Source organism: Paraburkholderia sp., assembly GCF_035948235.1.
In the GTDB taxonomy this organism is placed as follows: domain Bacteria; phylum Pseudomonadota; class Gammaproteobacteria; order Burkholderiales; family Burkholderiaceae; genus Paraburkholderia.
The window spans coordinates 1-17882 of record NZ_DASZJJ010000152.1 but is presented as its reverse complement, the minus strand read 5'-3'; the positions used below and the strand labels follow the sequence as shown (position 1 = coordinate 17882).

Annotated in this window: 17 protein-coding genes; all 17 read right to left on the bottom strand. The window is 64.7% G+C overall.

The window, feature by feature from the left end; genetic code table 11:
* Position 1 precedes the first annotated feature (1 nt).
* On the bottom strand, positions 2-313 hold the full coding sequence (locus VG320_RS13720) for an MOSC domain-containing protein (RefSeq protein ID WP_327200651.1): 312 nt from the start codon (positions 311-313) through the stop codon (positions 2-4).
* Positions 314-462: 149 nt separating this feature from the next.
* A complete protein-coding gene (gene purF, locus VG320_RS13715) occupies positions 463-2007 on the bottom strand; it encodes an amidophosphoribosyltransferase (protein ID WP_327200650.1) in 1545 nt (514 codons plus the stop codon).
* Positions 2008-2135: 128 nt separating this feature from the next.
* Positions 2136-2630 carry a CvpA family protein gene (locus VG320_RS13710; RefSeq protein WP_103703245.1) on the bottom strand — a complete coding sequence of 165 codons (495 nt, stop codon included), beginning with the start codon at positions 2628-2630 and terminating at the stop codon, positions 2136-2138.
* 7 nt (positions 2631-2637) lie between these two features.
* Positions 2638-3540: an SPOR domain-containing protein gene (locus tag VG320_RS13705; protein ID WP_327200649.1), complete on the bottom strand. Its 903-nt coding sequence runs from the start codon at positions 3538-3540 to the stop codon at positions 2638-2640.
* 49 nt (positions 3541-3589) lie between these two features.
* Positions 3590-4900, bottom strand: coding sequence for a bifunctional tetrahydrofolate synthase/dihydrofolate synthase (folC, locus tag VG320_RS13700; protein ID WP_327200648.1), 1311 nt, complete (start codon positions 4898-4900; stop codon positions 3590-3592).
* A gap of 180 nt (positions 4901-5080) precedes the next feature.
* Entirely contained in the window at positions 5081-5953 is an 873-nt protein-coding gene (accD, locus tag VG320_RS13695) for an acetyl-CoA carboxylase, carboxyltransferase subunit beta (RefSeq protein WP_103703242.1), read from the bottom strand.
* 127 nt (positions 5954-6080) lie between these two features.
* Positions 6081-6896, bottom strand: coding sequence for a tryptophan synthase subunit alpha (gene trpA / locus VG320_RS13690; protein WP_327200647.1), 816 nt, complete (start codon positions 6894-6896; stop codon positions 6081-6083).
* Between the two features lie 54 nt (positions 6897-6950).
* Positions 6951-7856 (bottom strand): site-specific DNA-methyltransferase, encoded by a 906-nt coding sequence (locus VG320_RS13685; protein ID WP_327200646.1) that lies wholly within the window; start codon positions 7854-7856, stop codon positions 6951-6953.
* 21 nt (positions 7857-7877) lie between these two features.
* Positions 7878-9071, bottom strand: a complete 1194-nt coding sequence (trpB, locus tag VG320_RS13680; protein WP_327200645.1) for a tryptophan synthase subunit beta — start codon at positions 9069-9071, stop codon at positions 7878-7880.
* A 62-nt stretch (positions 9072-9133) separates the two neighbouring features.
* The gene (locus VG320_RS13675; RefSeq protein WP_327200644.1) at positions 9134-9814 is read right to left on the bottom strand and encodes a phosphoribosylanthranilate isomerase; all 681 of its coding nucleotides are present in this window, start codon (positions 9812-9814) and stop codon (positions 9134-9136) included.
* 91 nt (positions 9815-9905) lie between these two features.
* Positions 9906-10709 carry a tRNA pseudouridine(38-40) synthase TruA gene (gene truA, locus VG320_RS13670; RefSeq protein ID WP_327200643.1) on the bottom strand — a complete coding sequence of 268 codons (804 nt, stop codon included), beginning with the start codon at positions 10707-10709 and terminating at the stop codon, positions 9906-9908.
* A 14-nt stretch (positions 10710-10723) separates the two neighbouring features.
* Positions 10724-12913: a FimV/HubP family polar landmark protein gene (locus tag VG320_RS13665; RefSeq protein WP_327200642.1), complete on the bottom strand. Its 2190-nt coding sequence runs from the start codon at positions 12911-12913 to the stop codon at positions 10724-10726.
* Between the two features lie 228 nt (positions 12914-13141).
* Positions 13142-14263, bottom strand: a complete 1122-nt coding sequence (gene asd, locus VG320_RS13660; protein WP_327200640.1) for an aspartate-semialdehyde dehydrogenase — start codon at positions 14261-14263, stop codon at positions 13142-13144.
* An 84-nt stretch (positions 14264-14347) separates the two neighbouring features.
* Positions 14348-14548: a hypothetical protein gene (locus VG320_RS13655; RefSeq protein ID WP_327200639.1), complete on the bottom strand. Its 201-nt coding sequence runs from the start codon at positions 14546-14548 to the stop codon at positions 14348-14350.
* A 66-nt stretch (positions 14549-14614) separates the two neighbouring features.
* Positions 14615-15682, bottom strand: coding sequence for a 3-isopropylmalate dehydrogenase (gene leuB, locus VG320_RS13650; RefSeq protein ID WP_327200638.1), 1068 nt, complete (start codon positions 15680-15682; stop codon positions 14615-14617).
* Positions 15683-15708: 26 nt separating this feature from the next.
* Complete coding sequence (leuD, locus tag VG320_RS13645; RefSeq protein WP_327200637.1) at positions 15709-16359, bottom strand: 3-isopropylmalate dehydratase small subunit; 651 nt, start codon at positions 16357-16359, stop codon at positions 15709-15711.
* A 19-nt stretch (positions 16360-16378) separates the two neighbouring features.
* Positions 16379-17788 (bottom strand): 3-isopropylmalate dehydratase large subunit, encoded by a 1410-nt coding sequence (gene leuC, locus VG320_RS13640; RefSeq protein ID WP_327200636.1) that lies wholly within the window; start codon positions 17786-17788, stop codon positions 16379-16381.
* Positions 17789-17882: the final 94 nt, after the last annotated feature.

The window sequence follows — 17882 nt, the reverse complement described above, 5'->3', positions numbered from 1 at the left end:
CTTAGTCGAGCGCATCGAAAGTGTCTTTCCAGACCGTGGCGTTCACGCGCGCTTCGTTGCCGCGCGGCTCAAACGGCAGCGTCAACGCCGTTTCGATGCCTTCCATCGTGAGCTGCACGCCTTCCTCCACGAAGGCCGGCACGACGCGCGCCATCGCGGCATATTCACGCTGCGAGACGAATCGGCCCGTTGCGTCCACAACCATCCAGTGCCGATCCCACATCAGCCCTTGCGTTTCGAGCTGCGCGTGATCGAGCGCGATCGCGCCGCACGATTTCACCGGATAGACAAACAAGCCACGAATCACCGCCATGATGCACTCACCCAGGAAAAAGAAAATGGCCTGAAAGAAGGCATTTTATCGCCCGGCGCACAGACGCAAAAAAGCCCGCTTCTGCATCGGCAAAAACGGGCTTTCGAAATCACACGCCAGGCTGCACGCGGCACGCCTGGCGTCGTCCATCACTCCACCGACAGTTGCAGGTGCAGTTGCGAACGCGTGCCGCCGTCCTGTGCATCGCTCGCAGCATCGCGATCCGACTGCGATTGCGGCGCAAGACGCGCGGCCTCGATGTTGTCGAGGTAGGCGCTGGTGATGTCGCCGGTGATGTACTCGCCGTCGAAGCAGGAGGCTTCGAAGTCGCCCAGTTCCGGGTTGATGTCGCGCACGGCCTTCTTGAGCGACTCCACGTCCTGATAGACGAGGTAGTCGGCGCCGATGATGCGCGCGACTTCTTCATCCGTGCGGCCATGCGCCACCAGTTCGCCGCGCGTAGGCATGTCGATGCCGTACACGTTCGGGAATTTCACGGGCGGCGCCGCCGAAGCGAAGATCACCTTGGTCGCGCCTGCGTCGCGCGCCATCTGCACGATTTCCTGCGAGGTGGTGCCGCGCACGATCGAATCGTCGATGATCAGGACGTTCTTGCCCTTGAACTCGATGCCCATGGCGTTGAGCTTCTGGCGCACCGACTTCTTGCGCATCGCCTGGCCCGGCATGATGAAGGTGCGGCCCACATAGCGATTCTTGAAGAAGCCTTCGCGGTATTCCACGCCCAGCTTGTTGGCCACCTGCATCGCCGCGGGACGCGACGAATCGGGAATCGGCATCACCACGTCGATCTTCACGTCGGGCAGTTCGCGCTGGATCTTCTCGGCGAGATAGTCGCCCATGCGCAGACGCGCGTTGTAGACCGGCACGCCGTCGAGCACCGAATCCGGACGCGCGAGGTACACGAGTTCGAAGATACAGGGGTTGAGCTTGGGCGTGACCGCGCATTGTTGCGCGTGGAAGTTACCTTCGAAGTCGATGAACACCGCTTCGCCGGGGCGCACGTCGCGCACGAATTCGAAGCCAATGCCTTCGAGCGCCACCGATTCCGAAGCCAGCATCCATTCCGTGCCTTCCGGCGTTTCCTGCTTGCCGATACACAGCGGACGGATGCCGAACGGGTCGCGGAACGCGAGCAGGCCGTAGCCGGCGATCAGCGAGACGATCGCGTACGAGCCGCGCAGACGGCGATGCACGCCCGAGACAGCCTTGAAGAGCGCAGCCGGGTCGAGTTCAAGGCCGGTGCTGGCGAGCTGCACTTCGTGCGCGAGCACGTTGAGCAGCACTTCGGTGTCGGAACGGGTGTTGATGTGGCGGCGGTCCACACGGAACATCTCTTCCTTCAACTGTTGCCAGTTGGTGAGATTGCCGTTGTGGGCGAGCACGATGCCGAAGGGCGCGTTCACGTAGAACGGCTGGGCTTCTTCTTCGCTCGACGCCGAGCCGGCCGTCGGATAACGCACCTGGCCGATGCCGCTGTTGCCGGGGAGGCTCCGCATGTTGCGCGTGCGGAACACGTCCCGCACCATGCCGTTGGCCTTGTGCATATGGAACGTGCTGCCGTTCGCGGTGGCGATGCCGGCCGCGTCCTGGCCACGATGCTGCAGGAGCAGCAACGCGTCATAGAGGAGCTGGTTGACGGGAGAACGGGAAACTACGCCTACGATGCCGCACATGGCAGGTCCTTCAAAAAAGCGAAATCGGTAACGACGCGGTGACGGCGGCCGGCAGAGCCGGCGCAAAGCGCCGCGAAGGGGCAGTACTTGTCTTCGGGCCGGGCCTGCGTCACGCGATCAGCTTCTGATCAGACGTGAACGTAGGACGCGAGCGTTTCGGGCAACAGCGGTTTCAGCTCGTGCACGCCCTGCTCGGCATAGGGCCGCAGCAGCGCCTTGCGCCAGAAGTCCTGCTGGGGCAGCTCGGTCAGTCCCGCAAGGACGACGAGAATCAGCACCAGCACGACGCCTCGCACGAGGCCAAACAGCATCCCAAGCGAGCGGTCCACACCGGACAATCCGCTCACCTGCACGAGCCGGCTCAGCACGGCGTTACCCACGCCTGCCACCAGCACCACGGCGATCACGATCAACGCGAAGGCGATCAGCCACTGGGTCAGCGCCCCGCCCGGCCAGTTCGCCGGAATGAAGGGCACCACGCGATCCACAAAACGGCATCCCACAATGAACGCCGCGATCCAGCCAATCAACCCGAAAATCTCGCCGATAAAGCCACGCCACGCGCCACGCAGCGCGGACAGACCAATTACCGCCATTACAGCGTAGTCGAATGCCGTGAACATCGACGGCTTATTCGGCGTTGCCGTTCGAACCGGACGCCAGGCCCGCGCCGCGCACCTTCGCGATCGCCTCAGAGGCGGCCGCGCGGTCCGGGAACGGTCCCGCGCGCAACAGGGTGCGTGTGGAGCCGTCGGTTTCCTTGCGCTGTTCGGTATATGCGGGTACGCCCGCAGCTTTCAACTTGGTGACCCAGCGATTGGCGGCGGCGGCGTCCGGGAACGCGCCGAGCTGCACGGCAAAGCGCGCACCCGGCGGAGCGGCTGGCGTGCCAGCGTCGCTGTCGTTCGAGGCTTCGGTCGCAGCCGGCCTGGCAGCGGGCGCTGCGGCCTTCGGCGCCTGGGCGGCTTGAGTCGATTGGGTCGTCGATTGAGTAGCCGGCGTCTGCGCCTGTGCGGCAGGCGCGGGTTTCGACGGCGCGGCCGGCGCGACTTGAGCGGATTTCGTCGCTTGCCCCGCTGGTGCGGATTGCTTGCTCTGGGCAGGCGCATTGGCGCTGCTTGCCGCCGCAAGACCCGACGCACCCAGCGCCGCTTCCGGCGCGGCAGGATTGTCGGGTGCGACACCCGCCTGGGTGTCCTCGTCGTCGCGCGCGGCGTTCTGCGGCGCGGGGTGACTCGGAATGTCGATGGCGATGTCGTCGGTGACGGGCTTCGGATGGGAATCCAGCACCATCGGCAGGATCACGATGGCGGCCAGCACGAGCGCGATCGCGCCCACGAGGCGGCGGCGCGCGCGCTGCTTTTCGGGCAACGTGGGATCGAGGAGCATCGCCTCGGCATCGCGCGTGCGGTCCGGCCGGCGGCTACGCCGCTCCACGCGCGTGTTCTGACTGCTCCGCCGGGTGGTGGAGCCCGCTTCGGCACCGCGTCGGCGGGGCGCGTCGTCTTTCTTGCCGAACGAGAAAATTCCCATGTATGGCTGCTTTTTGCCTGTGCGTGGCGGCTTGCAGGATGCCGCGCGATCAGTGCTGCTGTGACTTCCGCCAGGCCATGACGCCGGCGACTGTCAGAAAACTCCCGAAAACAACGATTCTATCATTTTCGGTAGCCCGTTTTAGCGCTTCTTGAAACGCCTCGGCGGGCGTTTCATAGCGGGTGACGCTGCTGTCGTCGCCGTCTTCGACCCCGGCTTCGCGCAGCACATCCTCCAGTTCCTGCGCCGATGCCGCGCGCGGACCCGGCAGGCCGGTCACGCACCAGTGGTCGACCTCGCCCTTCAGGTGGCCGATCACGCCCGCGATGTCTTTGTCGCGCATGGCGCCAAAAACCGCGTACGTGTACGGAAAATAGCCCATGCTGCCGAGATTTTGCCCGAGCACCGCCGCCGCGTGCGGATTGTGGCCCACGTCGAAAATGATCGCGGGCTTGCCCGGCAGCACCTGGAAGCGGCCCGGCAGTTCGACGTTGGCGAGACCCAGACGAATGTCCTGCGCCGACACCGGCAAACGGTCGCGCATCGACTCCAGCGCCGCCAGCGCCGCCGAGGTATTGATCAGTTGATTCGCGCCGCGCAGCGCCGGATACGCAAGCGCCGAGCGGCGTTGCGTCGGACCAACGTAGCTCCATTGCTGACGCTCGTTGCCGGGCGCGCCTTCATAGCGGAAATCGCGGCCGAAGAGCCACAGTTCAGCGCCGATCGCTTCTGCATGATCGATCAGCGTTTGCGGCGGCAGCGGGTCGGAGCAGATCGCCGGACGGCCCGCGCGGAAGATGCCGGCCTTCTCGAAGGCGATCTTCTCGCGCGTATCGCCGAGGTATTCGGTGTGATCGAGGTCGATGCTGGTCACAATCGCGCAATCGGCATCGAGGATGTTCACCGCGTCCAGACGCCCACCCAGACCCACTTCGAAGATCACGGCGTCGAGCCCGCGCGAGGCGAACAGATGCATGATCGCCAGCGTCGTGAATTCGAAATACGTGAGCGACACCGGCGTGGCCAGCGAGTTACGCGCGGCCTCCACGGCTTCGAAATGCGGCAGCAGATCGGCGTCGCTGGCCTGCTGGCCGTCGATGCGTGCGCGCTCGTTGAACGACAGCAGGTGCGGCGACGTATGACAGCCGACGTGATAGCCGGCCTTCAGCAGAATCGTTTCCAGAATCGCGCAGGTCGAGCCCTTCCCGTTGGTGCCGCCGACCGTGAAGATCGGACAGGCGAACTTCAGGTTCAGCGCGTCCTTGACCTGGCTGATGCGGCCAAGGCCCATGTCGATGCCAACCGGATGCGCGGTTTCGAGATGCGTGAGCCACGCGTCGAGGGTGGGAAAGGTACTCATCGGGACGATTTCGGGATTATCGGACAGTGCAGCGCGAGTGGATCAATGCGGCGTAGCCGACGAGTCAGCTACGAAAACACGGCATTATCGCGGAAATGACAACGCGCCGCTTGCTTTCGCTCGCGGCGCGTCTGACACGGCGCGGAATCATGAAGTTCCGCGCGTTCCATCCTGATCGGCTCAGGCCACCGCGTCGGCGGGCTGGCGTTGCATGATTGCCATCAGCTGGGCGATTTCCTCGCGCAGCTTGCGGCGGTCGACGATCATGTCGATCGCGCCCTTCTGCAGCAGGAATTCCGAACGCTGGAAGCCTTCCGGCAGCTTCTCGCGCACCGTCTGCTCGATCACGCGCGGGCCGGCGAAGCCGATCAGCGCCTTCGGCTCGGCGATCACCACGTCGCCCAGGAACGCGAAGCTCGCCGACACGCCACCCATGGTCGGGTCGGTCAGCACGGAGATGAACGGCAGCTTGGCTTCCGAGAGCTTGGTCAGCATGGCCGTGGTCTTGGCCATCTGCATGAGCGACAGCAGGCTTTCCTGCATGCGCGCGCCGCCCGAAGCGGTGAAGCAGATGAACGGCACTTGTTGCTCGAGCGCGTTCTGCGCGCCGCGTGCGAAACGCTCGCCGACCACCGAACCCATCGAGCCGCCCATGAACGAGAACTCGAAGCAGGCGACCACGCAAGGCAGCGTGTGGATCGCGCCGCCCATGACGACCATGGCGTCGGTTTCGCCGGTGTCGTCCATCGCTTCCTTGATACGGTCCGGGTACTTGCGGCTGTCCTTGAACTTCAGCGCGTCGACCGGCACGATCTCCTGGCCGATTTCATAGCGGCCTTCCGGATCGAGCAGACCGTCCAGACGTTCACGCGCGTTGATGCGCATGTGGTGGTCGCACTTCGGGCAGACGTGGAGGTTTGCTTCCACGTCGTTGCGGTACAGCACCGCTTCGCACGAGGGGCACTTGATCCACAGACCTTCCGGAATGCTCTTGCGGCTTTTCGGATCGGTTTGCTTGATCTTGGGCGGCAGCAGTTTATCGAGCCAGCTCATGTTGTTTCTTCCTTCAATCGTGATGCGCGGGCGCGGCGGCCGGTTCTATACGGCTGTCATTTCGACCGGGTTCTGACCCCGACCGCGCATGGCGAAAACTGGATTTTACAGCAGTCTTATTTCTCGCTCACCTGCCTTTGTCCGAAACCGCGTCGAGCGCGGTCCGAATGTCGGCGATAAATTGCGTAAGCGAATCTGCTGCGGTGTCGGGCGCGGCCTGCTGGAGCAGCTGCACGATGCGGCTGCCGATCACCACGGCGTCGGACACTTCAGCCACCGCGGCGGCGGTCTGCGCGTCGCGAATACCGAAGCCCACGCCAACGGGCAGCGGCACGCGCGCCTTGATCGCCGGGATTTTACTCGCGATGCTCGCCACGTCCAGATTCGCGGCGCCCGTCACGCCCTTGAGCGACACGTAATAGACGTAGCCACTGGCCATGCGGCCAACTTCCGCGATGCGCTCGTCGGTCGAGGTGGGCGCGAGCAGGAAGATCGGGTCGATGTCGGCGGCCTTCATCTTCGCGGCGAACTCCACCGATTCCTCGGGCGGATAGTCCACCACCAGCACGCCGTCCACGCCTGCTTCCTGCGCGGCAGCGGCGAAGGCTTCAGCGCCCATGCGTTCGATCGGGTTGGCGTAGCCCATCAGCACGACGGGCGTGGCGTTATCGGTTTCGCGGAAGCGCTTGACGTCGGCCAGCACGCTCTTGAGCGTGACGCCCTTGGCGAGCGCGCGCTCCGACGACTGCTGGATCACCGGGCCGTCGGCCATCGGATCGGAAAACGGCACACCCAGTTCGATCACGTCGGCGCCGCCGGCGGCGAGCGCATGCATGAACTCGACGGTGCGGGCCGGATCGGGGTCGCCTGCCGTCATGAACGGGATCAGGCCTTTCTTGCCGGAGGCGGCGAGCGCCTCGAATTTGCTCTTGATGCGGGACATTTCAGGGTCCTCAGATTCGGTGATACTGCGCGGCGCGAACGCCGACGGCGCGCTTCAGGCGCTCGCCGCAACGGTCGCGGGCGCAACGGACGCGGGGGCCGCAACAGCGGCCAGACTCACGCGTTCGCGCGCGATCGCGCAGTAACTTTCATTGATTTCATAGCCGACGAATTCGCGCTTCTGACGCGCGCAGGCGACTGCCGTGGTGCCGCTGCCCATGAACGGGTCCAGCACGCGGCCACCCGGCGGGCAGCTCGCGAGCACCATGCGCTCGACAATTTCCAGAGGCTTCTGGGTCGGGTGATCGACGCGTTCCGCGTGCTGGCGATGCAGCCGCGAAACGGACCAGACGTCTTTGGGGTTATAGCCAAGCTCCAGCCACTTGCTGCCTTCGAACAACTTGCGCGAACGCGCCTTCTTCGTGGCGGCATCGTACGGGATGCGGACGGGATCGAGATCGAAGTAGTAATCCTTCGATACCGCGAAGAAACCGATGTTGTCATGCACCGAGGTAAAGCGGCGAGTCGTGCCGCCCATGCTGGGAACGCGACGATCCCAGACGATCTCGTTAATCATCGTCATTTTCGACTTCAGATAGACGAAGATCTCGGGCGCGTACTGCCAGGTGCAAAACACGTAAAGCGAGCCGCTGGGCTTGAGCTTGGGGATAGCCAGGTCCAGCCACTCATAGGTCCAGGAGAGGAAGTCCTCGCCCGAACGCATGTCGGAGTCGTTCCCGTAGTCCTTGCCGAGCCCGTAAGGCGGATCGGCGACGATCAGGTCGATCGAGGCATCGGGCAGGTTCGCCGCATCGGTCAGAAAATCGCGGTTCAGGAGCCGGATTGTGTCGGGCACCGTGGGCAAGGCGAGCGGCTGCGCCGCCACTTCTTCGGCGGCGGGATTGCTCATCACTTCACTCACGGGCGCCGGCATTTCCGGCTCGTCGAACTCGTCACGCATCGGTCGTATCGCTCCGGGCGCTCAGAACTGAATGCCCGATCGCTCAGCGACCGTGTGCATGTCCTTGTCGCCGCGGCCCGACAGGTTCACCAGCAGAACCTTGTCCTTGGGCAGCGTCGGCGCGAGCTTCGCCGCGTACGCGAGCGCGTGGCTCGATTCGAGCGCCGGGATGATGCCTTCAATGCGGCAGCAGTCGTGGAATGCCTTGAGCGCTTCCTCGTCGTCGACGGTCACGTACTGCGCGCGGACGCTGTCCTTGAGCCACGCGTGCTCGGGACCGACGCCCGGGTAGTCGAGGCCCGCCGAAACCGAATGCGTTTCGATGATCTGGCCGTTCTCGTCCTGCAGCAGGTAGGTACGGTTGCCGTGCAGCACGCCCGGCGTGCCAGCTGCCAGCGACGCGGCGTGACGGCCCGTTTCCATGCCGTCGCCGGCCGGTTCCACGCCAATCAACTGCACCGAACTATCGTCGATATACGGGTAAAAGATCCCCATCGCATTCGATCCGCCGCCCACGCAGGCGATCACGGCGTCGGGCTGGCGCCCCGTCATTTCGGGCATCTGCACGCGGCATTCGTCGCCGATCACGCGCTGGAAGTCGCGCACCATCATCGGGTACGGGTGCGGCCCCGCCACGGTGCCGATGATGTAGAAGGTGTTTTCGACGTTGGTGACCCAGTCGCGCATCGCTTCGTTGAGCGCGTCCTTGAGCGTGCGCGAGCCGGATTCGACCGGCACGACTGTCGCGCCCAGCAGCTTCATGCGGTAGACGTTGGCGGCCTGGCGGCGCACGTCTTCCGCGCCCATGTAGACCACGCATTCCATGCCGAAGCGCGCCGCGATGGTAGCCGTGGCCACGCCGTGCTGGCCCGCGCCGGTTTCGGCGATCACGCGCGGCTTGCCCATGCGGCGAGCCAGCAGCGCCTGGCCGATCACGTTGTTCACCTTGTGGGCGCCGGTGTGGTTCAGGTCTTCGCGCTTGAGATAGATCTGCGCGCCGCCAACCAGCTCGCTCCAGCGTTGCGCGTGATAGATCGGCGATGGCCGGCCGACAAAATGCTTCAACTCGCGCTGATATTCAGCAACAAAGTCGGGATCGTCCTTGAACTTCGCGTAAGCCACGCGCAGTTCCTCGATCGCCTGCATCAGGGTTTCGGCAGCGAACACGCCGCCATATTGGCCGAAATGGCCGCGTTCATCGGGCAAATTGTACATAAGTCACTCGCTCCGCCAACCGGGGCGCCTTGCGTTGCGCAAGGGCTGGCTGGCCAAAGAAATTATCCCGCGTCCGCTTCGCGCACTGCGCGCACGAACGCCGCCATGCGGGCGTGATCCTTCACGCCCTTCGCGCCCTCGACCTCGATGCCACTGGAGACATCGACGGCGAACGGACGCACCTGGCGAATCGCATCACCGACGTTTTGCGCGTTCAAGCCACCACTCAAAACGGCCCGACGCGCGAGCCCTGCGGGGATAAGTGACCAATCGAAAACCTTCCCGCCGCCGCCGTAGCCATCGACATGAGTGTCGAAAAGCAGGCCGCTGGCTGATGAATAACTATTCGCCGATTCTATCAAATCGGCCGGTTGAGTATCCGCCGCCACTCGCAGCGCCCGCAACCAGGGCAAACCGGCAACGGCCGCCAGCGCCTCGCACTGGCGCGGCGTTTCGTCGCCGTGGAACTGCAGGAGCGTGAGCGAGACGTTGCTCGCCACTTCGCTGATCCACTGCGGCGTGGCGTTCACAAACAGCCCCACCACCGAAACAAACGGCGGAATATCGTGCGTCAGTTCGACCGCCTGCGCCACGCTCACCGAACGCGCGCTGGGCGGATAGAACACGAGACCGATGGCGTCGGCGCCAAGGTCGATGGCGTGCGCGACCGCTTCGGGCGTCGAAAGCCCACAGAGCTTGATGCGGGTACGATGCCCGGCGACGGTTGGCTCGACTGACGTCATGACTGGTGGCTCGAAATTATCGTATTGATTGACGGTGGAATCGGCGAATATGAATGCAAGATGCGGGCAATTGACCGCAACGCACGGCCAATCACACCGCGTCGCTCCACACCGTGCTCCACGGCACGCTGGCCGTGTGCGCAGCAGGAACGCCGAACTCGTCAGGATAACCTACCTGAGCGAGATACAGGCCGTCGGGCATGAAGGTCGGCGCGGCCTTGCCGCGATCGAGCCCCGCCAGCACCTCGGCCATCCAGGACGGCGGATAGCGACCGCGCCCCACCGCCACGAGGCAACCCATCAGGTTGCGCACCATGTGATGCAGGAAGGCGTTAGCGCGAAAGCGGAAGTGGATGAAGTCTCCCTGCGGCCGGATATCGATCTGATAGAGATGCTTGACCGGCGTTTTCGACTGGCACTCCGACGAGCGGAACGCCGAAAAATCATGCTGGCCGATCAGGCATTGGGCCGCTTCGCGCATCGCATCGACGTCGAGCGGCGTGTGGATCCAGCCCGCGCGCGCCGCCAGCATCGGCGAGCGCACCGCGTTCACGTAAAGCGCGTAGTAGTAGGTGCGCTCGAAGGCCGCGAAGCGCGCGTGGAAAGTGTCGGGCATCGGCTTCGCCCATTGCACCGCCACGGTCGAGGGCAGGAACGCGTTGGTGCCGCGCACCCACGAGAACGGCGTGCGGTCGAGTTCCGTGTCGAAGTGAACGACCTGGCCGAGACCATGCACACCCGTATCCGTGCGGCCCGCGACCACCGTGGACAGCGGCACGCAGGCGAACTCACGCAGGGCGCGTTCGAGCGCGTCCTGCACGGTCTTGCCGTGCGGCTGCGATTGCCAGCCGCAGAACGCGGCCCCGTCGTACTGGATTCCAAGCGCGATACGCATACGGCAGGCGGCGCTCAGGACAGCGGCGAGAGCGTGGACAACAGCGCCTGCGCGTCGGCGCGCGTGGCGTGGTCGTTCGACTCGATCACTTCGTTGATGAGCGCGCGTGCGCCGGCGAGGTCGCCCAGCTCGATGTATTCGTGCGCGAGATCCAGCTTGTTGCGAGCGATGCGGCCGAGTTGCTCCGGCGTAAAGACCGGCAGCGGCTCGGCGGAATCAGGCGGCAGGTTCAGGTCGAAGTCGAGCGAGAGCGCGCCAAAGCGCGGCGCGCCCGTCGGCGGCGCACCGACCGGCGACGTGCCCATGGCAGCGCCCAGGCCGGCGATCGAGCCAAAGCCGGCCGTGCCGGCTTCGATGGCCTGGCCGACCGGCGGTGCGGGCGGTTCGGCGAACGGCAGCGACTGACGCGCGATCGTCTCGGGCGTGGCGACCGGCTCGCTGCCCAGCGAGAAGCTGGGCAAGCCGCCGGACGGGAATTCGGGGACATCGACGCGCGGCGGCAGCGGCATGTCGAGGCTGCCAAGCGCGTCTACTGCGGACTTCGGAAACTCTTTCGGTACTTCCAGTTGGGCCATTTCTTGTTCTACGGAAACTGCGGGGACTACGGGTTCGACATGCTGCGTTTCGGCGACCGGCTCTGCACTCGCGTGCGATTCGGGTTCGTGGAGCGCGGGTGTGGTTTCGTCGCCCGGCATCGTCAGCTCGATCGGGCGCACTTCAGCGCCGGTCGTGGAATGCGGGGCCGTGGGCAGTTGTGGTTCGTCGCTTGCCGGTTCGGCGCTGGCTTCTGCTTCGGTCCCGGCTGCTTCGGCTTCGCGCGCCAGTTCTTCCGCTTCGCCGGTCGTGCGTACGCCGGTGACGCTTTCGGACGGCAATGCCTCTGCGCCCAGTTCGGCCGCGGCAGCAAAACTCACGGCGTCCGTCGCGTCAGCCAGCGATTGTGGCTCGCCCGGCTCGACGCCGTGCGGGTGGGTGCCGTGCTCGGTGCGCTCGGCGTGGAGCTCGGCCGGACCGTCCGTGGTTTCGGCGTGCGGCGCTTCGAAGAGCGTCGGCGGGAGAGCCTCCGCGCCGAGTTCGGCGGCAGCCGACAGGCTCGCCGCATCAGCGGCGTGGTCGAGTTCGGCGTCGGGCTGCGGGTTGTGCGCCTGCGACTCGGCCTCGGGGTGCTCCGTGACAGAGTGGGTCAGCGGGGTTGCTTCGTGCGTCGCTTCTTCGTGTGCTTCATGCTCTTGCGCTACGGCGTACGCAGCGGGCGCGAGCGGTTGCTCGACCGGCGCGTCCGCGACGGGCACGGCCTTGCGGCGCTTGCGCGTGAGCAGACGCACGATCAGCGCGACAAAGGCCAGCAGGACCGCCGCGACGACGGCCCACGTGATCGGCAACACTTCGGGCTGCGCGTCGTTCGCGCCAGCCGCGCCACCAGCAGCCGCGCCACCTGGCACGCCCGCCGAAGCGCCGCTGGCACTACCGGCGACCTGCGCCGGCTTGCCGTGGTGCTGTAGCGCCATCAGCACGCGATTCTTGAGCGCGAGAAGTTGCTGAAGGCTGGAAACCTTGACGGGCGGCGTTGCGGCAACCGCGCTGGACGGCGCGACCTGTACCGCGCCGCTCCACGAATGCGCGTCGCTGGACGGCGCAGCCGCAGCGGGCGCGCTAGCTGTGGCCGACGCAGCCGAAGCCGCGGGAGCGATGGCCTCGCTGGCCGCACTCGAAGCCGCCTCAGGCGCGGATGCGTTCGCCACAGCCACAGCCGATGCGGCAGCCGTGCTGGCCGTTGCAACCGAAGCGGAAGCCGCCGCCGAGGCGCTGGCCTCCGGCGCAGAAGCCGCCGTCACGCCCGACGCCCCGCTCGCCATATCCGGCGTACCCGGCACGTCGAGCGTCGCCCCCACCTTCAGGCGGCTCGGATCATGCTTCATGAACGCGTTGGGATTGGCGTCGAACAGCGCCTGGCTCGCACGCGCGAGCGTCGTCTTGTCGTGCGACTGCGTGACGTCGACGGCTACGTCATGCAGCGACTGGCCCGGATGCACGGTGTAGTGGCCGATCACCGGCAGCGCAGGCGCAGCCTCGGAAGCGCCCGAAGCGGCAGCGGGGACAGCAGCGGCGGCGCTCGTGGCCTGAGCGGGCGCGGCGCTGGCCGGCGTCGCGGCATGCGCCGCACCGGCAAGCGCCAGCACGGCCGTGGTCACGGCAGCCTGCATGGCGCGTCGCGCCTGGGTGTTTTGGGTGCCCCGATCAGCGGGAACAGAGTCAAGTCGAACGGTCATCAGAGGCCCTGGCACGCCGCTCGCGCGGCGGTCGATCAAACGGGAATTCATGGGGTCGGGCTCGCTGGCCATGCGCCGAGGCCGCGAAAAATAAAAAAGCGCCGCGACTGGCGCGGCGCTTTTTGCCTGGCTACGCGTCATTAGCCGCGTAGTTTAATTCATTCACTTGTCCAGCAGAATCCGCAGCATGCGACGCAGCGGTTCAGCCGCGCCCCACAGCAGCTGATCGCCGACCGTAAACGCCGACAGATACTCGCCGCCCATCGCCAGCTTGCGCAGGCGACCGACCGGCACCGACAGCGTGCCCGTCACCTGTGCCGGCGACAGATCGCGCATCGACGCTTCACGTTCGTTCGGCACGACCTTGACCCAGTCGTTGGCCGAAGCGAGGATGCCGTTGATCTCGTCGAGCGGCACGTCCTTCTTCAGCTTGATCGTGAGCGCCTGCGAGTGGCAGCGCATCGCGCCGATACGCACGCACAGACCGTCGACCGGGATCGAACCCGGCTGGCCCATCGCGGGCTTGCCGAGGATCTTGTTGGTTTCCGCGCCGCCCTTCCATTCTTCCTTCGACATGCCGTTGCCGAGATCCTTGTCGATCCACGGAATCAGCGAGCCGGCCAGCGGCACGCCGAATTGGCTCGTGGGCATCGCGTCGCTGTTCATGGTGGCCAGCACCTTGCGGTCGATGTCGAGAATCGCCGACGACGGGTTCGCCAGATCGGTCGCAACCGCCGCGTTGAGCGCGCCCATCTGCGAGAGCAGTTCGCGCATGTTCTGCGCGCCCGCGCCCGAAGCGGCCTGGTAGGTCATGGCCGTCATCCAGTCGACGAGGTTTTCGCGGAACAGGCCGCCCAGCGCCATCAGCATCAGGCTGACCGTGCAGTTGCCGCCCACGAAGTCCTTCTGGCCCTTGACCAGCGCGTCCTTGATGACGTCCAGGTTGACCGGGTCGAGGATGATGACCGCGTCGTCCTTCATGCGCAGCGACGAAGCCGCGTCGATCCAGTAGCCGGTCCAGCCCGCCGCGCGCAGCTTCGGATACACCTCGTTGGTGTAGTCGCCGCCCTGGCAGGTGATGATGACGTCACACTTCTTCAGCTCGTCGACGCTGTTCGCGTCCTTGAGCTTCGTCTCGTTTTTGGCGAACGACGGAGCCGCGCCGCCTGCGTTGCTGGTGCTGAAAAACACCGGTTCGATCAGGTCGAAATCACGTTCTTCCTGCATGCGCTGCATCAGCACGCTGCCGACCATGCCGCGCCAACCTACGAGACCTACGTTCATGACTTACCCTTGATATGGACACTTCCCCGCTTCGCTCGCCCGGCGTGGCCGCGCGGGGAAGATGAGCGGGCACACGACGAGCGATCAACGAATGGTGATCGTTTTGGTAATCGCTTTCGTTGCTTTAGTGGTGATGGCGAGCGAAATCACACGGGCAGTTTTTTCGCCGTGGATGTTCGTAACAGTCGTGATCGGGGAGATCGTCGCCATCGAAGCAATATACACGAAACAGTTAATTTGCGCGGCAAAAACCGCACTTGCCGCTATGTTCGGCGCACGTTTCAAAGACCCGAAACCTGCGCGCCGAATAAAAAAGGGCACGCCTTCGACGGCATGCCCTTTCGTCCTGCTTTACAGCGCCGCAACCACGGCGTCGCCCATCTCCACCGTGCCCACCTTCTTGCAGTCCGGCGTGACGATGTCGCCCGTGCGGTAGCCCTGTTCGAGCACCTTCTTCACGGCGTTTTCAATGCGCTCTGCCTGCTCTTCGCGGCCCAGCGAATAACGCAGCATCATCGCCGCCGAGAGGATCGTCGCGAGCGGATTGGCAATGCCCTTGCCCGCGATGTCCGGCGCCGAACCGTGCGACGGCTCGTACAGACCCTTGTTGTTCTTGTCGAGCGAGGCCGACGGCAGCATGCCGATCGAGCCCGTGAGCATTGCGGCTTCGTCCGAAAGAATGTCGCCGAACATATTGCCCGTGACCACCACGTCGAACGCCTTGGGCGCCTTCACCAGTTGCATCGCCGCGTTATCGACGTACATGTGCGACAGCTCGACGTCCGCATATTCCTTCGAGACATCGATCATGATGTCGCGCCAGAACTGCGACGTTTCCAGCACGTTGGCCTTATCCACCGACGTCAGCTTCTTCTGGCGCTTTTGCGCGGCCTGGAACGCGACGTGGGCGATACGGCGCACTTCGGGTTCCGAATAGCGCATCGTGTCGAAACCTTCGCGCGCGCCCTTGAACAGGCCGTCCGGCGCTTCGCGCGTGCCGCGCGGCTGGCCGAAGTAAATGTCGCCGTTCAGTTCGCGCACGATCAGGATGTCGAGGCCCGAAACGATTTCCGGCTTGAGCGACGATGCGCCCGTCAGTTGCGGATAGCAGATCGCCGGGCGGAAGTTCGCGAACAGTTCCAGGTGCTTGCGCAGGCCCAGAATCGCCTGCTCAGGACGCAGCGCGCGTTCTAGCGAGTCGTACTTCCAGTCGCCCACGGCGCCGAACAGGATCGCATCGGCGGCCTTCGCAAGCGCCAGCGTCGCTTCGGGCAGCGGATGGCCGCTGGCCTCGTAACCCGCGCCGCCAACCGGCGCTTCTTCCAGCTCGAACTTTTCGTCGAGCGCGTTCAGCACCTTGACGGCTTCCTTGACGATCTCGGGACCGATGCCGTCGCCCGGCAGCACTGCAATCTTCATCCTGGTGTTCCTCGCTGAATGGGTACTTAGATAACGCGGTTGTTCAGCCACGGCTGGCGCGCGATGCGCTCGGCTTCGTACTGACGGATCTTGTCGGCGTGACGCAGCGTGAGGCCGATATCGTCGAAGCCGTTCAAGAGGCAGTAACGACGGAACGCGGCGACTTCGAACGGATACGTTTTCGATCCGTCCGTTGTGCGCACAACCTGTTGATCCAGATCGATCGTCAGTTCGAAACCGTTGAAGGCATACGTTTCGTTGAACAGATGATCGACATCCGCTTCGGACAGCACGATAGGCAGCAGGCCGTTCTTGAAGCAATTGTTATAGAAGATGTCCGCGAAGCTCGGCGCGATGATCGCGCGGAAGCCGTACTGGTCGAGCGCCCACGGTGCGTGTTCGCGCGAGCTGCCGCAGCCGAAGTTCTTGCGCGTGAGCAGCACCGAAGCGCCCTGATAGCGCGGCTGGTTCAGCACGAAGTCCGGGTTCAACGGGCGCTTCGAGTTGTCCTGACCCGGCTCGCCGTGGTCGAGGTAACGCCATTCGTCGAAAGCGTTCGGGCCGAAGCCGGTGCGCTTGATCGACTTGAGGAACTGCTTCGGAATGATCGCGTCCGTGTCCACGTTCTCGCGATCGAGCGGCGCAACGAGGCCGGTGTGTACGACAAATTTTTCCATGATTCGTGGCCTTAACCGATTAACCGAGCTTGCGAATATCGACGAAATGGCCTTCGATGGCCGCTGCGGCCGCCATGGCCGGGCTCACCAGGTGCGTGCGTCCGCCCGCGCCCTGACGGCCCTCGAAATTGCGGTTCGAGGTGGAGGCGCAGCGCTCGCCCGGCTCGAGGCGGTCGGCGTTCATCGCCAGACACATCGAGCAGCCCGGCTCGCGCCATTCGAAGCCCGCATCCGTGAACACCTTGTCGAGACCTTCGCGTTCGGCCTGCGCCTTCACTAGACCCGAACCCGGCACGACCATCGCCAGACGCACGTTCGCAGCCACGCGGCGACCGAGCTTCTTCACGACGTAAGCGGCCGAGCGCAGATCTTCGATACGCGCGTTGGTGCACGAACCGATAAAAATCTTGTCCGGCTTGATCGACTCGATCGGCATGTTGGGTTCGAGCGCCATGTACTGCAGCGCGCGTTCCATCGCGTCGCGCTTGACCGGGTCTTTTTCGCGCTCGGGGTCCGGCACGCGGCCGTCGATCGACACGACCATTTCCGGCGAGGTGCCCCACGTCACTTGCGGAACGATGTCGGCGGCCGACAGTTCAACCACGCGGTCGAAATGCGCGCCATCGTCCGTGCGGAACTGCTTCCAGTATTCGACGGCCTGATCCCACTCCGCGCCTTGCGGCGAGTACGGGCGGTTCTTGAGGTATTCGATCGTGGTGTCGTCCACGGCGACCATGCCGGCGCGCGCGCCGCCTTCGATCGCCATGTTGCAGACCGTCATGCGGCCTTCCATGGTGAGACCGCGGATCATCGAACCGCCGAACTCCATGGCATAACCCGTGCCGCCCGCCGTACCGATCTTGCCGATGATGGCCAGCACGATGTCCTTGGCGGTGCAGCCGCGCGGCAGCGTGCCTTCCACCTTGATGAGCATGTTCTTGCTCTTCTTTTGCAGCAGCGTCTGCGTGGCCAGCACGTGCTCGACTTCCGAGGTGCCGATGCCGTGCGCGAGCGCGCCAAACGCGCCGTGCGTGGACGTGTGCGAGTCGCCGCAGACGATCGTCATGCCCGGCAGCGTCGCGCCCTGTTCCGGACCGACGATGTGCACGATGCCCTGACGCTGGTCGCTCATCTTGAATTGCGTGATGCCAAAGGCGTCGCAGTTCGAATCGAGCGTATCCACCTGCAGCTTCGAAACCGGGTCGGCGATACCGTGGCTGCGATCCGTCGTGGGCACGTTGTGGTCGGAGACCGCCAGGTTCGCGCTGATGCGCCACACCGGACGCTCGTGCAGCTTCAGACCTTCAAAAGCCTGCGGGCTGGTGACTTCATGCAGCAGATGACGGTCGATATAAAGGATCGTCGTACCGTCGTCTTCCGTGTGGACCACATGGGTGTCCCACAATTTGTCGTAGAGCGTCTTTGCCATGATATGCGGGGATAAATTGGACTGCGGGGTGGCTTGCGTTGTGAATTGATTATGCCACGCAAAAACCGCATCCCACACCCCGTCCGGCCAAAAA

Coding starts and splice junctions, on each gene's coding strand:
- VG320_RS13720 (WP_327200651.1), bottom strand. CDS start 313: ATGGCGGTGATTCGTGGCTTGTTTGTCTATCCGGTGAAATCGTGCGGC.
- purF (WP_327200650.1), bottom strand. CDS start 2,007: ATGTGCGGCATCGTAGGCGTAGTTTCCCGTTCTCCCGTCAACCAGCTC.
- VG320_RS13710 (WP_103703245.1), bottom strand. CDS start 2,630: ATGTTCACGGCATTCGACTACGCTGTAATGGCGGTAATTGGTCTGTCC.
- VG320_RS13705 (WP_327200649.1), bottom strand. CDS start 3,540: ATGGGAATTTTCTCGTTCGGCAAGAAAGACGACGCGCCCCGCCGACGC.
- folC (WP_327200648.1), bottom strand. CDS start 4,900: ATGAGTACCTTTCCCACCCTCGACGCGTGGCTCACGCATCTCGAAACC.
- accD (WP_103703242.1), bottom strand. CDS start 5,953: ATGAGCTGGCTCGATAAACTGCTGCCGCCCAAGATCAAGCAAACCGAT.
- trpA (WP_327200647.1), bottom strand. CDS start 6,896: ATGTCCCGCATCAAGAGCAAATTCGAGGCGCTCGCCGCCTCCGGCAAG.
- VG320_RS13685 (WP_327200646.1), bottom strand. CDS start 7,856: ATGCGTGACGAGTTCGACGAGCCGGAAATGCCGGCGCCCGTGAGTGAA.
- trpB (WP_327200645.1), bottom strand. CDS start 9,071: ATGTACAATTTGCCCGATGAACGCGGCCATTTCGGCCAATATGGCGGC.
- VG320_RS13675 (WP_327200644.1), bottom strand. CDS start 9,814: ATGACGTCAGTCGAGCCAACCGTCGCCGGGCATCGTACCCGCATCAAG.
- truA (WP_327200643.1), bottom strand. CDS start 10,709: ATGCGTATCGCGCTTGGAATCCAGTACGACGGGGCCGCGTTCTGCGGC.
- VG320_RS13665 (WP_327200642.1), bottom strand. CDS start 12,913: ATGCAGGCTGCCGTGACCACGGCCGTGCTGGCGCTTGCCGGTGCGGCG.
- asd (WP_327200640.1), bottom strand. CDS start 14,263: ATGAACGTAGGTCTCGTAGGTTGGCGCGGCATGGTCGGCAGCGTGCTG.
- leuB (WP_327200638.1), bottom strand. CDS start 15,682: ATGAAGATTGCAGTGCTGCCGGGCGACGGCATCGGTCCCGAGATCGTC.
- leuD (WP_327200637.1), bottom strand. CDS start 16,359: ATGGAAAAATTTGTCGTACACACCGGCCTCGTTGCGCCGCTCGATCGC.
- leuC (WP_327200636.1), bottom strand. CDS start 17,788: ATGGCAAAGACGCTCTACGACAAATTGTGGGACACCCATGTGGTCCAC.